Below are 14,297 nucleotides of genomic sequence, written 5' to 3' on the forward strand. Positions count from 1 at the left end.
ATCTGCTTGCCCTCCCAATTCCTCCTGAAGGCGATCAGCGAGCGCTTCTCCTCGAGCATTGTGTAAATCCCGCGCAATGTCCGACTCGAATCTGGAGTCAGGCGGATACTCCTGCGAAAATGTACGTTGAAACTGCGCATCCCATTCCGCGATCTCAGCAAGAAGACGCGACGATATGCCGAGTTCGGACAGCTCAACATGCCCCATATTATCTATATGAGGATTGAATAGCGGAGGGGCCCCGTACTCAGCGGACATTCTGAGAATCTTCATTTCAGTGGCTTCCATGTGCTAACAGGGTTGGCCCGAACAATAAATCCGTTTGAGCCCACACCAACGGAAATATACTTCGAGACGCCGCCATATGTAATCTGATAGACAGGCGCAGATCCGTTCGTTCCAACGATAGTGCCTCGAGTCACTGCCTCCATAACAACTGCAGGAATGTCGGACTGAGCGATTCCTTTGCTGACAAAGTCATCACCGTGTCGTTCAATGATATGTTGAAGACCTGCAGTCTGCGAGCCCGTTTCAAGGAAAACTACCGCGCCCTCTGACGTCGTTCCGGTCGCGACTACGTTCTGGGAAGTAAATCTCACGCCGTTTGCCGCGAGCGTATCTAAATCCGCTTGGCTAACCGCAAGATTGAGATAAGTCTCACGAGAATAGACATTGAATGCGGTCCACTGATTCACAGACCTATTTGCGGCGAAGGCCTCATAGGCAGCCGGGGACAGCTGCGTCACGGCGTAGGCAAGTTCAGCCGTATTCGGCGATAGACCCGCGTACTGAAAGAGCTGACCACCGGCCGTGTATGTAAACTGGCCGTTTACCATGGCGTACGCGCCTGCGTTGGCGTTATCCCACGCGGACGTCCAAAGATAACCGCCCGCCGCACAGCCCGAACCTGTAATGCACATTGCAAGACCACCAAAGGCCTGCACGCCTGCCGTCAGCCACTGAAACGTTCCGGCCGCCCGCGTCCCCACATTATTGTCGCTCAGGTAATCACGGATGCTGTCGATCGTCGATAGTTTGAACTGGTCCGGCGCTATTTGGTTTAGCTGCGCAAGCGTTGCCTGATACTGATCCGGAGTCATCGTTTGAAGTGTGGCGCTCACTTCGTCTTGAGTGTGCCCACTCATAAGGCCCAGGTTGTCACCGCTCCAGCAGTGGGTCTGGTTGCATGCGACCGCCCACACGGTGTTTCGATCGGCGCCTTGAGCGACTAGCTTATCAACCGCCGACGTCTCCTCAGGATGCATAGCGCGGTTGTATAGATCGCCAGCAAGGCCAGCCAGTGCGCCCTGCTGTGCGTCCCCACCCGCAAGCCACGAGCCCGCAGCACCCGAAACCGTCGAGGCTGCGGTCTGCTTCCATCCCTGAAGCCCGTTCGTATAAGTACTGATTCCCTCGGCGAAACCGGCACTCACCGCACCGTTCAAGAATTTTCCGCCGGTCAATTCGCTCGCCGTACCACCCGCGAGAGCATGCGCTGCAACCTTTTCGATACTACCGTTCGCGTAACCCTGAGTCAGAGTTCCCGCCTCATAGAACAGGCCCGCGCTAACCGCGCCGCTGTAAGCACCCTTGAGCGCTGCCTGCTTCCAGTCATTGCCCTGACTTGCGGCGCCGGCCGCACCGCCAGCGGCGCCAGCGACGGCGCCGGTGATAGCGGCCGCGCCTAATCCTGCTGCTGTTCCGCTAGAGGCAGCGGCGCCCGTCATCGCCGCTGCGGGCCCGCTTGCTAGGCCAGCCGTGAAGTACGTCACGACGATGGTGACCACGGCGCCGTAACCCTTCGTGATGCTCATGCCACTGGGTATGCGTTTCATCGACGCTTTGCCACGCGACCGTAGGGTCATTCTGTAGCGCGTAAATCCAGCCCGAGGAGGGATTGGCGGTGGCTGCACGCGCGATGGCCTGCGCTTGAGTTTCGCCTTCTTTCTGCCCGATGCCTACGGTAATGCCGCCTGCGGCCGCGATAGCCAACGGACCGCTGAACGTGCTCTGCCGCTCAGTGGTATCGATCTGTCCGCGGTGGTCCTGACCCTGATAGGCGACGTTGTGCTTGCTCGAGTCGCGCTGATAAGCGCTGCTATCCGTCGCCGTCACGAAGTCGATGTGACCACCGCTGACAAGAGCCGTTCCGGTGTCGCTGTGGACGTCAATCGCCTGGTAGGTTTGGTCGCCCGCACTGGCCAACACGATGGGGCCGTGCGCATCGAGTGTCGTGCCTACCGTGGTCACCTGCTGGGTTTTCGTTTCTTCCTTGCGCGTGCCTTGGTGCGGATTGGGCACCTGCTCGAAGCCCGATTCGCGGATACTCTGGCTGCTATCAGTCGTGTGGGTATCCTGAGCCGCGAGAATGGAAATATCATTTCCAGCTGCAACGCTGATGCCGCCGGCAGCGCTTCTTATCGCGCCACCCACAACCAATACATCGTGGCCCGCATCGATCACTACACCGCTCTGACCACTAACAGTGGTGCCCACCGCGTTGGTATCGGTTATGTCGTCGTGATTCGTGACCGTTCGGGTGCCGTAATAGTGACCGCTGCTCTTTCGGTCACTATCCGTCGTCGTCTCGCGCGTATCGAGGTCGGACAGGAGGTCTACGTCTCCACCGGCATGAAGCGCCACGGCACCGTCTGTGCTGGCAATGGTGGCGGCCAGCGCTGTCACATTTCGACCCGCGGAAATGAGAACTCCGTCGCCGCCACTCAGCGAAGTGCCAACGGCAGTCGTGTACGAGATGCTTTCCTCGCTATTGCTTTTGCTCTGCTTACCGAGCTGGCCAACCGCCGCATTGCCGCCGTAGGCACTGGACTTCGTGATGCTCTTATCGTGCTCCTCGGTGTGCACATCGTGTGCGTCGGTCAGATTCACGTCGCGCCCGGCCACGACGGTCACGCCGCGCTCGCCGCTTGCCTGGGTCGCTTGCAGGTTGACGTCGTTTCCGGCGTCGATGGCCACGCTACTGCCATTGATCGCTGTACCAATGACGTTACTGTCGGTGACGCTGTCGTGCGTACGCGTAGTCCTGCCTGAAAGCATGCCTCCGCTGGAGTGCTTGGCGTCGATCGAGCTGCTGTGGTTTTCCTGGGCGGCGTTAAGCGTGACGTCGTGGCCAGCACTTAGCGCCACGATGCCGCCGCCACCCGAAATGCTGGCAGCCGTCGCCGTCAAGTCATGCCCCGCAATCGCAGTAACCCCATTTGCACCGGTCAGACTCGTGCCCCTGACCGTCTCATCGCTCGTCGACTTGTTCGTAACGGTATGCCCGTCGATGTCGAGATCCGTCTTACCGCGTCGATCCGTCACAGCGTTGAGAGTGAGGTCATTGCCAGCCGTCAAAGCGAGCTGATTACCCGCCCCGAGCTGCGCACCGTCGCTGGTGAGGTCATGCCCCGCCTGAAGGACGAGGCTCCCGCCCGCATTGATCGCACTCGTCGCATAAGTCACTGCGTACTCACCATGCGAGGCTGTCTCACTCCGCGTCGCATGGCTCTGCGCCGCCATTGCCAGCACTGTGGCCTTTCATTCCCTGTTGCATCCCTGCTGAATATTCAAAGGTGCGCGTGCTGGTCCGTGCGTACGCCGCGCAAAACGTGCGGCATCGTAATGGACGATCGCTGGACGAACAACACGCGTTTGTCGAACCGACCTATCGGCCATCGCCACGGATTCTTTAGGCCCCGGAGAGCGATGCCGAAATGCATGACCACGCTTCTCATGGTATTTAGTCCGGATGCCACAACCGACCGCGCCGAGTATCCAAGCCGCCCTCGCCGCTCTGGCCGGTCGTGAATGTCGTGGCGTGGCTCGCGCCCTGGCTGACGTGAAAGACCGTCATCGGGGCATCCACGAAGCCCGCAAATCCTTACGGCGACTCAAGAGCCTTCTGACGCTCGGTGCGGAACCCTTCGCCAACCAGCTCCCGGCGCTGACCGAACGAATCGGCAAGCTGGCCACGGGCCTCTCCCCGTTGCGTGACTCCCACGTGGCGGTACACACGGCTCAGGTGTTGGCCGGTCCCGGCCCCTCGACCGAATGGCAGCAAGCCATCCATGCCCTGGAAAACCGTCGCGACGGCCGACTGGCCGCGGCGCTGACCAAGGATCCGCGCTTCCTCAAGCGGCGCCACCAGATTCGCGATCTCGGCGACGCCATCGAGGTGCTGCCCTGGAAGGCCGTCACCCGACGCACCATCGAGCAGGCGATCGCGCGCTCGGAGCGGCGGGTGGAAAGTGCCGAGAAACGGGTGCGCAAGGACGGCTCGATCGCCAACCTGCATCGTTGGCGGCGACGGGCCCGGCGCCTGCGCATGCAGTTGGAGTTCTGGCGCAAGGTATTGAAGGCCACCGGCAAATCCGCTCATAAGCGAGGGCCGCAGGACAAAGCAGCAGTGCATGCCATGACCCGGCTCTCCGACGCGCTCGGCGCGAAGCAGGACTTGCGGGCATTGCGCGCCACGTTGCGCACGCTCAAGGCGCCGCTCACGCTGGAACCGCTGCTCGAGCGCATCGCCCACGAGCTCAAGGCGCGACGAAAGATCGGCTGATGCCGGCCGCGATGCCCTAAGATCGCTGGATGACCAACCTCTCTCCGGCCGCATCGACGGCCTTGATCGACGTACGCAAGGCCGCTCAGGCCATGAAGCAGGCCGCCACCGACACCGCCACGGTGGCCGATGAACTGCGCCGCTACCAGAAGTTCGCCAAGCCCGGCCAGCCGTCGCCACATCTGGTGCAGGTCCGGCAGAGCCAGGCCAGGGTGCGCCAGGCCAGCAACCACGCGAAGCAGGCATTCCTGAAGGCATCCACCGCGTTCGTTCGCGAGGCGGCACTAAAGGTGCCGACGCGCCAGTCGCTCGAAACCTATGTCACGGCCTGGCTCGCAGCGAACCCCGAGGCGTGAGCGCTCGCCTCCCGGGGTTCTAGCCAGGGCTCAGGGCTTGGCTCCGTTGAGAGCCTGGATGACTTCAGGGTGGGATTTCTTCAGGTCGAGGTCGGTGGCGAGCTTTTCGCCATGCGCGGCGAGGAATTTACATCCGTCGAGCGTCGTCGATCCGGCGTTCTCACGTACCGCGCTGTCTTCCAGCGCCTTGCGCACATCGGGCTCCGAGGAAGCGATCGTCGCCTGTAGTCTGGCCATCACTTTTGCCTCGGATAGCCCATGCGCCTGCAGGACCGACATGGTCCTGGCATAAGCACCGGCGTTTTCGTTGACGAAGGTATTGACGAAGGCACTGACATCGACCGCCTGTTTGTCGCACACCTGTTTATAGGCAACGCGATTGAAGGTGTAGAAGGAAATGAAATTCTTCGCCGCCTCGAACTGAGGATCGGTCGGTGCGTGGCCGGCAGGCGCGCCCGATGGCGGATATGCCGGCGCTGCTGCCGGTACCGCTGCCTGCGCCACTGCCGCAGTCGCCGCGACGCTCGCGATCAAACCCACGGCGATCATGTTCAAACGGGACGGCATGCGTCATTGCTCCAGTCAGATCCACGGAGGCATGCCGTGACACGGCCGGATAGGACCCCGGCGACACCGCACGGTGACATATCCGGCACAACACGCCTACCCACTGGCCGAAAACGGTGACCGTCGTTGTCATGCCGGACATGGTGACGAGACAAGACATTTTTCCGGCCCTGCCGCGACGCATCAATCGACTTTCCCGACAATCCCAGCGTACTGGGTCAGAATGGCGTGACGGCGCCATTGCGGCGCGGCATGAGGTGTTAAAACGTTCTTCACGTCCACCGTCACATTTCGTCACATGGCAAATAGACAACGTTGTCATCGAGGACTACATCAGACGCCACCAACCCAGGCAGGAGGCGTTCGATGTTCACGAAGACGACAAGCGTGCGATCCCATGCGTTGCTCGGTGGCTGCTCCGGTACGTTGGGGGTAGCGATTGCCCTCGCCCTTTCTTCCGTCGTACCGATGCAGACGGCCCATGCCGCCGGCGCGTGCGCGGCGGCATGGAACGCCGGCTCGGTGTATACGGGCGGAAGCACGGCCAGCGAGAACGGAGTGAATTACGGCGCCAACTGGTGGACCCAGGGTGACGACCCCGCCACGCACAGCGGCGGAAGCGGCTCGGGCCAGCCCTGGACATCGCAAGGTTCGTGTACGGGCGGTGGCACCACACCTCCGCCGGACGACCCGCCGCCGCCGAACAACCCGCCACCGGCCGCAGGCGATCTGCTGTTCAGTCCGTACAAGGACATTACGATCAACCTCGACTGGAACACGAACATCATGTCGACGCTGGTCACCGGTACCCGCATTCCGGTCGTCGGCAGTGGCAGTCTCGTCTCCACCCAGGTGCCCAACCTTGGCGCCATAACGCTCGCCTTCGCCAGTGGCGAATGCGGTAGCGAGAACTGGGGCGGACTGCCCGCCGCGTCGTTCGCCGGCGCCAACATCAGCCGCCTGAACAGTGCCGGCATCAACTATGTCGTGTCCACCGGCGGCCAGGCAGGCACCTTCACCTGCGGCAGTAACGCGGGCATGGCCAGGTTCATTTCGACCTATATGAGCCCGCACATGGTCGGCGTCGATTTCGATATCGAGGCTGGTCAGACACCAGCGCAGATCAATTCGTTGATCGCCGGGGCCGTCGCTGCGCAAGGTCAGTATCCCAACCTGCGCTTCTCGTTCACCCTGGCCACGCTCGCCGCGTCCGATGGCAGCTTCGGTGGAGTCAACACGACGGGCGACATGGTGGTTCGCGCCGTGAAGGCCTCCGCGCTGGCGAACTACACGATCAACCTGATGACGATGGACTATGGCTCCGGGGCGAGCTCGGGCATCTGCGTCGTCGCCAATGGCAGCTGCGACATGGGCCAGTCCGCCATCCAGGCCGTGACCAACCTGCAGCACACCTACGGCATTCCGCTGAGCAGGATCGAGATCACGCCGATGATCGGGGTGAACGATGCATCGAGCGAAGTGGTCACCCTGGCCAACGTCGACAAGATCACGGCTTACGCCTCGACCAACAAGCTCGCGGGTGTGCATTTCTGGTCGCTGGATCGCGACACGCCGTGTGCCGGAGGGTCGGCTTCGCCGACGTGCAATTCCGTGCCCAGCACGACGGCACTGCAGTACACGAAGCGCTTCCTGAGCGACCTGGGGCGCTGAGAAAACGCCCAGCCAACCCTCATGGCGGGCACCCCGTGCCCCTGGACCCGAAGCTCGGGTCCAGGGGCACATGGCGTTCGTGAACGCCGTCCGAGCCGCCATTGACACGCGGAATCGGCAAATATAACGAAAGTGCTTACCGATCCTCCGCAACGCAGCACTATTCGTTGTCAGACTTGCCCAATGAGCCAGGGCACTTCGTACGGATAAGGAGGTGAGCGTGGAAGGAACCAGCAACGACCGTGTCGCATGGACGCAGATGGTGGCCGCCGCCGCTTCCTACGCCGCGTGTTACGAACTGACCCGCCATTTCTCGTTCTCCCACTGGATACTCCCGACGGGGCTACGGCTGGCCTGCGCGCTGCTGGTGCCGCGCCGCTTCTGGCCGGCGCTGATCATCGGCGAGACGCTACCGGTGCTGGAGAACGCCGCCCTGTGCATCCCGCGCTTCGGCATCGTCTGGGGATTGCTCGCCTCGACCCCGTTGATCGCGCCCTGCATGTTGCTTGTCGCATGGATACGCCGTTACGCCGGCATCTACCGCGACAGCGGCGAGATCAACATGCCGATGATCCTCTTCGCCACCGCGGGCGCTGCGGTCATCACCGCGGTGTTTACCGAAGCGGCACTGCTGGCCGCGCTGGCATCCGCCCCGGGCAGGTGGCCGGAAATCGATCCGGTCGCTTACTTCTTCGCTTACCTGCTCGGCGCCTATCTGGGTGCACTGACCCTCACGCCCACGATCCTGGCGCTACGTGAACGCTTCGCCCGAAACGAACATGTGTCGTGGTCCATCGTATGGGCGAGCCCGCTTGCGCGCGAACTTGTCTTTGCCGCCCTGCCCGTCTTGCTGGTGCTGACGCTGGGCGCGCTCTCCTCCGACGGTCACATGCAGCAGGGCCTTCGCCTTGCGATGGCCATACCGGTCGTTGTCATCACGGCCAGGCACGGCTGGCGTGGTGCCGCCGTAGCGGGCATGTTCGCCAGTATTGCGATGGCTTCGACGTCATCCACCCTGATGGATCCGAAGATGATCCAGACCCAGGTCGTGCTTGCGCTGATCGTCTCCACCTCGCTCATGGCCGGCGTGTATGTCGCGCGCCGCTCCACGGCGCGCGACGGCGTCAGGGTCATGAACGCGGACGCCGACGCGTTGTAAGCGTCGGCGTCCGCAACCCGATCAGGGGCCGTGGACACTGCACTCGGCGGGATTCTTGCAATCGCCGATGACCAGCAGGCTGATCGTGCCATTCGGCTGCGGTGTGGCCAGCACGCTGCTGCTGTCATCCTGGTAAATGGTCTCGCCCGTGGTGCCGGCAGGCACTGAGGACGGCTCGGATGGCGTCGCGAGCTGGTTAGCATCGATACCGATCGGCAAGCCGAAGATATCGCCGCCGGCATTGCCGAAGGCGGCACGCACGTTGCCGTTGAGATCGTTGATCTGGACATAACGGACGCCCAGACGCTCGAAAACATACACGTGGTAGTGCGGGCTGGCGCTGACGTCGGTCGCGTTAGGCCATGCCTGGCCGAGGCCGGTGGACGGCGGCGTCGCGGCGGCAGCGGTCGAGGCAAAGCCGGCCGACAGCAGGCCGGCCAGAAAGAGCTGTTGCATGCGTCCCATGGTGGTTCCTTATCCGAGTGAGAGTCCTCGGCCCGGGCGCCCGCCCGAACCGTCCGTCGACCACACATCGGCCGTCAAGGCGTGTGATCGACTTCGCAACTCTCTCGGAACCCCGCTACGAATGGGGCCTGGCTGCCGAATATGCACACAGCTGGCACCGAATTCCGGCCCGCGATTCAGCGGCGATGTGGCTTCCGGACGCCTGCCCCCTAGGCGTCTGTTGCAATATCGATCATAATGCGATCGATTCTCATTTCTATTGGCCCACCATGCATACCGCCGCGCTTCCGGCTCGCCGCCGCCTCACCCTTTCCATCCGCGCTGCCGTCCTCGGCACCTTCCTCGTCGCCGGCGTGGTCCATGCTGCCGATGAAAGCGACGATACCCAGCGCAAGCCCCAGGACAACGCGACCACGCTGTCGGGCGTCCAGGTCAGGGCCGACGTGGTAGCACCCACCGCGGCATACGCCGGTGGGCAGGTGGCCCAGGGTGGGCGTTTCGGCGTCCTCGGCAACCAGGACATGATGAACGTCCCGTTCGCCATGACCAGCTACACGGACAAGCTCATCCGCGACCAGCAGGCCCACACCCTGGGCGACGTGGTCGCCAACGACCCGGCGGTCCGCACGGGCTTCGGCTACGGCAATTATTCGCAGACCTTCGTGATCCGTGGGTTCCAGCTCAACTCCGACGACATCGGCTTCGATGGCCTTTACGGCCTTCTGCCGCGTCAGCTGCTGGCGCCGGAACTGGTCAGCCGCGTGGAAGTGTTCAAGGGCGCCAGCGCGTTCCTCAACGGCATCTCGCCGGGTGGCTCGGGCGTCGGCGGCAGCATCAACATCGCGCCCAAGCGCGCCACGGTCGACCCGATCACCCGCGTCGGTGTGGATTACGGCAGCGACGGGCAGATCGGTGGCACGGTGGACATCGGCCGTCGTTTCGGCACCAACAACGAGTTCGGCATCCGCGTAAACGCCGTCTCGCGTGACGGCAGCACCGCGGTCGATGGCGAGAACCGTCGCGTCAACGCCATCGGCATCGGCTTCGACTACACCGGCGAGCGCCTGCGCATCACCACCGATCTTGGCTACCAGAAGCAGACGATCAACGGTGGCCGCTCGGTGGTCTTCGTCGGCAACGTGGTGCCGAAGGCTCCCAGTGCCAGCAAGAATTACACGCAGTCATGGTCGGGCTCGTCGCTGGAAGACACCTTCGGCGTCGTACGCGCCGAATACGATATCAACGACTGGCTCACCGCTTATGCGGCCGTCGGTGCGCACCACGGTAACGAGTTCGGCGACTACGTCAGCCCGACCGTCAGCAATGCCGAAGGCGATGCCACCGAGTCTCGCTTCACCGTGCCGTACGTCGCCAATACCGGCACTGGCGAAGCGGGCTTCAACGCCCACTTCGATACCGGCGAGGTGAGCCACCGCATCACCCTTGGCTTCTCGGCGCTGGACACCAACAAGAAGGCGGCATACGCAGGCTCATCGACGTTCAACACGAACATCTACAATCCCGTCCAGGTCGCCCGTCCGGGCTACATCTACAACATCGGCCCGATCAGCGACCCCGGCTACACAGGCCGCACACAGCTACGCAGCCTGGCGTTCTCCGACACGCTCGGTTTCATGGACGACAAGCTGCAGGTGACCGTGGGCGTGCGTCGCCAGAAGCTTCATACGCTCGGCTATGCCTACGCAGTCAATGGCGTCAACGGTGCCAAGACCGCGGAATACGAGAAGTACACCAACAGCCCGATCTTCGGTATGAACTACCGAATCAGCGAGCAGTTCTCGGTCTACGCGAACCACATCGAGGCACTGACTCAGGGCGACACCGCGCCTTCCCTTTTCAACGGCGCGCCAGTGACCAACGCGGGCACCGTCTTCGCCCCATACAAGTCCAAGCAGAACGAAGTGGGCGTGAAGTGGGATGCGGGCACGTTCGGCAGCACCTTCGGCCTCTTCCAGATCAAGCAACCCAGCGGTTATGTGGATCCGACCACGAACACGTACACGATCGCCGGCGAGCAGCGTAACCGCGGTGCCGAATGGAGCTTCTTCGGTGAGCCGACCCAGGGCGTTCGCGTGCTCGGCGGTGCCAACTACATCCAGCCGGAGCTGACCAAGACCGACGGCGGCCTGAACAACGGCAACGACGCGATCGGCGTACCGCGTTTCCAGGCCAACCTCGGCGCGGAGTGGGATATCCCGAACACGCCGGACATCACGCTCAGCGCACGCGCGGTTCGCACGGGCAAGCAGTATGTCAACGTGACGAACACGCTGAACATCCCTGCCTGGACCACGTACGACGTGGGCGCCCGCGCCTCCAGCACGCTCGAAGGCGTGCCGGTAACCTTCCGCCTTACCGTGCAGAACATCACCAACAAGGGCTACTGGGCCTCGGCCACGGGCGGTTACCTCACCCAGGGCACGCCGCGCACGTTCCTGGCCTCGGCCACGTTCGATTTCTGAGCGAACCTGATGCTCTTTGTGGGAGCCGCTTCAGCGGCGATGGGTGTTACCGCAAGCACCCGATCGCCGCTGAAGCGGCTCCCACAGGATCATCGCGCGGCGTGGATCTCGGCGACGTAGCCGCCGGGGAACTGCACCATCGCCGCGTGTCGATCGCTCTCCTCGTGCGCCGGCACGACCACCTTCGCCCCGGATTGCGTCGCCCGCGCCAACGCGGCAGCGAGATCGTCCACCTCGTAGCCCGTGACCTCGGTGCCGTAGGGCCATACGAGATGACCGTCCGTAACCAGCACCGTTGCCTTGCCATACCCGGATGCCAGGCGGATGCGGCGGTACGTGCCCGATGTCCCGCCAATTTCCGTCACGGGTGCCTTCGCGTCGTCGGAGACGACCTTGCCGTGTGCGAACCGCGTGAATGCCGTGACGAACTTCGCCGCACTGGCGGCCGGCAGGTAGATGCGATTCTCCGGTACGTGGCGTAGTGCTTCGTAGCTGGGTTTATTCGTGTGCCAGTAGAGCTGCATGTTCACTCCGCCCGGCCAGCTGATCACGGCATCACGACCGATCGGATCGTCGAACGCGGTCACCACCGTGGCGGCACCGGCTTGTTCAGCCGCCTTGATCGCGGCATCGAGGTCGGTGACGAGATAGCCCGTGCGCTCCAGGCCGAACGGATACGGCACCGGCGTGCGGAAACCGAAGACGGACACCGCACCGGAGGGGCTCTGCACGAGCTGGGTCGATGTGCTCGACGGCGTCGGCGTCACCGTGGCAATGCCCTGCTTCGTCGACTGCCCTTCGAACGTGGCCGCGAAGCTACGCACGAAGGCGTCGACATCCTGTGGCGCTACGTAGACGTGCGTGGTGTCGTACTGCGGTCCTACGGAAAAGTCGGATGTGGTGGCGGCGGCGAAAGCCGGTGCGGCGGCGAGGGCGACACCGAGAAACAGGGGACGAAGGCGCATGAATGTTTCCTGCGTGGATAGGGGATAGCGCCAAGGCAGCTCGCCCATTGTAGGAGCCGATTCATCGGCGATGGGTCTGCCGCGAGCACCCTATCGCCGATGAATCGGCTCCTACAAGGGGCGGGGCTTGTCCGCGAGGACGGGGTTACTTGTCTGCGACGGTCCACAGCAGGGGGAGGTGCAGGTCGTCGCAGCCGTGCTCGCAGACGAACGTGCCGTGCTCGCCTTTGAGGGAAAGATGCCGGCCGCTGCTCAGCTTCAGGTCCATGGTCCCGTCCCAACCGCCGGGAGCGTGCGAAACGTCCTTCTTCGCAAGCGTAAAAGGCTGCGAATAGGCCTTGGGACCCCAGTGCCAGCTCACCGTTCCGCGCTGGCCATCGACGACGATATCGGCGCCGTCCATGGACTTGCCCGAGAGGTGGAGGTCGTCACCCGTGCAGCCTGAGACGAGGATGGCGAGACAGCAGATGAGCGGCTGGAGGCGAAGCGTCACGGGCAATCCTCGTTCAGGGTCGCAGGATCATCGGCCCGTGCCCCTCAAACTTTAGTGAGCACGCTCGCCATGCCACATTTGCACAATCCATTGGCCCGGCAACTTGGGACACTGGGAGCCAGCTTCCCTACGCACGGACCCTCGAGTGAACGTATCCGACACGGCGCTACTCCTGGCCCGGTGGCAGTTCGCCTTCACTGTGTCCTTCCACATCATATTCCCGGCCATCAGCATCGGGCTGGCCAGCTTTCTTGCCGTGCTGGAGGGCCTTTGGCTGAAGACCGGCAAGGTGGTCTACAAGGAGCTGTTCTTCTTCTGGTCGAAGATCTTCGCCGTGGGCTTCGGCATGGGCGTGGTCTCGGGCGTGGTGATGAGCTACGAGTTCGGCACGAACTGGTCGGGCTTTTCAGCCTTCGCCGGCTCGGTCACCGGCCCCCTGCTCGCCTTCGAGGTCATGACCGCCTTTTTCCTCGAGGCTGGCTTCCTCGGCATCATGCTGTTCGGCTGGACCCGGGTCGGGCCGAAGGCGCATTTCTTCGCCACGCTGATGGTGGCCACCGGCACGCTCATCTCCACCTTCTGGATCCTCTCGTCCAACAGCTGGATGCAGACGCCGCAAGGCTACGAAATCATCGACGGCAGGATCGTGCCGGTCGACTGGCTGAAGATCGTCTTCAATCCCTCGTTCCCTTACCGTCTCGTGCACATGGCGCTGGCCGCGTTCATCGTGGCGGCCATGCTCGTCGGCGCCTGCGCGGCATGGCACCTGCTGCGTGGACGGCGCGACGCAGGTATTCGCAAGTCGTTCTCCATGGCGCTGTGGATGATCCTCGTGGTCGTGCCGATCCAGATTGCCGCGGGCGACGCGCATGGCCTCAATACGCGCGAACACCAGCCGGCAAAAATCGCAGCCATCGAAGGCCTGTGGGAAACCGAGCACGGTGGCACCTCGCTCAACCTGATCGGCTGGCCCGACATGGAGAACGAGACCACGCATTTCGCGGTCACCGTGCCGCACCTGGGCAGCCTGATCCTCACCCACAGCTGGGACGGCGAGATCCAGGGACTGAAGTCCTTTCCGCGTGAAGACCGCCCGAACTCAACGATCGTCTTCTGGAGCTTCCGGATCATGGTCGGCATGGGCTTGCTGATGTTGCTGCTCGCGCTGCTGGGCCTGTTACTCAGGCGCAACGCGCGCCTCTACGAAGCGCGCTGGTTCCAGCGCTTTGCCCTGCTCATGGGGCCGAGCGGATTGATCGCGCTCCTCGCCGGCTGGATCACCACCGAAGCGGGGCGCCAACCATGGGTCGTGTATGGCGTGATGCGGACCCGCGACGCGGTGTCGACCTCGCTCACGGTGGACCAGGTCGGCACCTCGCTGATGATCTTCATCATGGTGTACTTCCTGGTCTTCGGCACCGGCATTTACTACATGCTCAAGCTCATGGCCAAGGGTCCCGACCTGCCACGCGACCAGGCCGAAGGTTCCTCTTCCGACGATACCGGCCGGGGTCGCGATCGTTTCGATCATCGCCCGCTGTCCCGTCCTACCGATCCCATCGACGAGTAACCAC

At 63.0% G+C, this 14,297-nt stretch carries 12 protein-coding genes; 6 read left to right on the top strand and 6 right to left on the bottom strand.

Features of this window, described 5'->3' with window-relative positions:
• Window positions 1-269 precede the first annotated feature (269 nt).
• Both C8J98_RS22015 and C8J98_RS06265 read right to left on the bottom strand, forming a co-directional pair.
• The gene (locus C8J98_RS22015) at window positions 270-1,814 is read right to left on the bottom strand and encodes a hypothetical protein (RefSeq protein WP_158272618.1); all 1,545 of its coding nucleotides are present in this window, start codon (window positions 1,812-1,814) and stop codon (window positions 270-272) included.
• Window positions 1,705-3,522: a hemagglutinin repeat-containing protein gene (locus C8J98_RS06265; protein ID WP_107911959.1), complete on the bottom strand. Its 1,818-nt coding sequence runs from the start codon at window positions 3,520-3,522 to the stop codon at window positions 1,705-1,707. Before C8J98_RS06265 ends, C8J98_RS22015 begins: the two co-directional genes overlap by 110 nt.
• A 298-nt stretch (window positions 3,523-3,820) precedes the next feature.
• Here C8J98_RS06265 and C8J98_RS06270 point away from each other — a divergent pair, with 298 nt between their 5' ends.
• Both C8J98_RS06270 and C8J98_RS06275 read left to right on the top strand, forming a co-directional pair.
• The gene (locus tag C8J98_RS06270) at window positions 3,821-4,564 is read left to right on the top strand and encodes a CHAD domain-containing protein (protein WP_158272620.1); all 744 of its coding nucleotides are present in this window, start codon (window positions 3,821-3,823) and stop codon (window positions 4,562-4,564) included.
• A 29-nt stretch (window positions 4,565-4,593) separates the two neighbouring features.
• Window positions 4,594-4,920: a hypothetical protein gene (locus C8J98_RS06275; protein WP_107911963.1), complete on the top strand. Its 327-nt coding sequence runs from the start codon at window positions 4,594-4,596 to the stop codon at window positions 4,918-4,920.
• A 30-nt stretch (window positions 4,921-4,950) separates the two neighbouring features.
• Here C8J98_RS06275 and C8J98_RS06280 read toward each other — a convergent pair whose 3' ends face one another.
• Window positions 4,951-5,487 carry a hypothetical protein gene (locus C8J98_RS06280; protein ID WP_107911965.1) on the bottom strand — a complete coding sequence of 179 codons (537 nt, stop codon included), beginning with the start codon at window positions 5,485-5,487 and terminating at the stop codon, window positions 4,951-4,953.
• Window positions 5,488-5,853: 366 nt separating this feature from the next.
• On the opposite strand from C8J98_RS06280, the gene C8J98_RS06285 reads away from it, so the two are divergent.
• Window positions 5,854-7,158 (top strand): carbohydrate-binding protein, encoded by a 1,305-nt coding sequence (locus tag C8J98_RS06285; protein WP_107911967.1) that lies wholly within the window; start codon window positions 5,854-5,856, stop codon window positions 7,156-7,158.
• A gap of 220 nt (window positions 7,159-7,378) precedes the next feature.
• Window positions 7,379-8,317, top strand: coding sequence for an MASE1 domain-containing protein (locus tag C8J98_RS06290; protein ID WP_146171559.1), 939 nt, complete (start codon window positions 7,379-7,381; stop codon window positions 8,315-8,317).
• 21 nt (window positions 8,318-8,338) lie between these two features.
• On the opposite strand, the gene C8J98_RS06295 is transcribed toward C8J98_RS06290, so the two are convergent.
• Window positions 8,339-8,782, bottom strand: a complete 444-nt coding sequence (locus tag C8J98_RS06295; RefSeq protein WP_233260129.1) for a hypothetical protein — start codon at window positions 8,780-8,782, stop codon at window positions 8,339-8,341.
• A 269-nt stretch (window positions 8,783-9,051) separates the two neighbouring features.
• Between C8J98_RS06295 and C8J98_RS06300 the strand changes: the two genes are divergently transcribed.
• Window positions 9,052-11,265 (top strand): TonB-dependent siderophore receptor, encoded by a 2,214-nt coding sequence (locus C8J98_RS06300; protein ID WP_158272621.1) that lies wholly within the window; start codon window positions 9,052-9,054, stop codon window positions 11,263-11,265.
• An 89-nt stretch (window positions 11,266-11,354) separates the two neighbouring features.
• Here the strand turns inward: C8J98_RS06300 and C8J98_RS06305 are convergent, their stop codons facing one another.
• Window positions 11,355-12,230: a glyoxalase gene (locus C8J98_RS06305; RefSeq protein ID WP_107911972.1), complete on the bottom strand. Its 876-nt coding sequence runs from the start codon at window positions 12,228-12,230 to the stop codon at window positions 11,355-11,357.
• A gap of 145 nt (window positions 12,231-12,375) precedes the next feature.
• Window positions 12,376-12,723 carry a hypothetical protein gene (locus tag C8J98_RS06310; RefSeq protein WP_107911974.1) on the bottom strand — a complete coding sequence of 116 codons (348 nt, stop codon included), beginning with the start codon at window positions 12,721-12,723 and terminating at the stop codon, window positions 12,376-12,378.
• Between the two features lie 145 nt (window positions 12,724-12,868).
• Between C8J98_RS06310 and C8J98_RS06315 the strand changes: the two genes are divergently transcribed.
• Window positions 12,869-14,293, top strand: coding sequence for a cytochrome ubiquinol oxidase subunit I (locus C8J98_RS06315; protein ID WP_107911976.1), 1,425 nt, complete (start codon window positions 12,869-12,871; stop codon window positions 14,291-14,293).
• The last annotated feature ends 4 nt before the right edge of the window (window positions 14,294-14,297 follow it).

This window comes from Luteibacter sp. OK325, from assembly GCF_003050935.1.
GTDB lineage: Bacteria > Pseudomonadota > Gammaproteobacteria > Xanthomonadales > Rhodanobacteraceae > Luteibacter.